The organism is uncultured Formosa sp. (assembly GCF_947500765.1).
In the GTDB taxonomy this organism is placed as follows: domain Bacteria; phylum Bacteroidota; class Bacteroidia; order Flavobacteriales; family Flavobacteriaceae; genus Formosa.
Genome location: NZ_CANMTH010000041.1, coordinates 1 through 1,473, shown reverse-complemented (window position 1 = coordinate 1,473; position 1,473 = coordinate 1). Strand labels below are relative to the sequence as shown.

Genomic DNA, 1,473 nt, shown 5'->3' with positions numbered 1-1,473 from the left:
AAAACACCGAATATGGTATATAAATTATCAGCTTAATTCAATTTTAAACTGTAGCCATATTTCAGGACTAGACATTTAAAAAATGAGAACTTGAAGAAAATTTATTGGATTATTATACTATTTTCAATTCAATCATATTCGCAAAACGAACAATGGTTTGATTTTGAATTAGAAAAAAACGTTAGATTTAAATTGCCTGCCGAAAACGCCAATCTTTTCGATTCTGAACTGGACGAAATAAAAATGTATGAATTATCAGCTAAAAAAAACGACATTGTTTACAGCGGAAATAAAATGCAGATTGATGAAAAAAGTCTGCCGAGTTCTAAAAACGAACTGATGAGCATATATGACCAAGCAGTTCCAAATATTTCTAAAAGCTATCCGAACACTAAACTGTCAAAAAAGGAAATTAATAAAAATGGTCTTATCGGACAAAAAATATCTTTGACTGACAGTATCGGAAATAAAGTTTATGAATCAGAAGTATATTTAATGAACAACCAACTATTTCTCTTCAATTGCATTTCGAAAAACAGTTCTGGAATAACAGACTCTGAATATTTTTTTAGTCAAATTTCGGTAACTACAAAATTGGAAATTAAACAACTGACTGGGAAATCTGATTTTTGGAAATTATTGACTCTTTTTAAAACAGAGTTATTGATTTTTTTAGGAATCGTCGGATTGATAATCGGAATAATAGTAATAAAAAAAAACTACTTACAACACCGTATAAAAATAATTGCGGTTTAGTGCTTAATCCAAAGGTCGTTGCGTGTTTGTAACATCTGATTTTCCTTCGGAAAATCCTCGCATACAAACCCGCAACTATTCTTATACATAAACGTTGCCATTCATTGCGGAACGCACTCAAAACTGAAAAAAAATGAAAGAAAGTAATAAGAAAATTTTATACTATATAGCATTATTCGTTAGTATTATTCTTTTAATAAAAAGTATAAGCGAACTTGATTTTGAAAATTTAAGTAATGGTCCTTTTTCTAATATAATTTCTTATACTTTTTTCACGTTAGTGTTTTTAAGATTAATTAAAGAACAAAAAGTGAGACTAAAATCTCACTCAAATACGGAATGAAAATCACAGCGGATTTATTAGCAGGTTTGCAGAATTGGAATCTAAATGGAAAAACAAAATTGAATACGGAATTTAGCAAGTTGCGGAATAGAATACTGACCGAATTTACTCAAATACTATAAACAAAAAAGTAATTACGTCTGAATTTAAACTGACAGAAAAAACAACGAAATGACAACACCGTATATAAAAAATTGCTACTTTTAGCTTAACCAATGTTAGTTGCTTTGTTTGCTTGCATCCGATTTTCCTTCGGAAAATCCTCGCACACAAACACGCAACTTTCCATATACATAAACGTTGTACCCAATTTGAGAAATGAACAGTTTAAAAACAAAAATTCTGATTTTTCTGCTAACTTTTAGTCTTCTATC

1 protein-coding gene is annotated in these 1,473 nt (G+C 29.4%); it reads left to right on the top strand.

The window, feature by feature from the left end:
• The first annotated feature begins 90 nt into the window (after nt 1–90).
• Entirely contained in the window at nt 91–756 is a 666-nt protein-coding gene (locus Q1B05_RS18510) for a hypothetical protein (RefSeq protein ID WP_299782935.1), read from the top strand.
• The last annotated feature ends 717 nt before the right edge of the window (nt 757–1,473 follow it).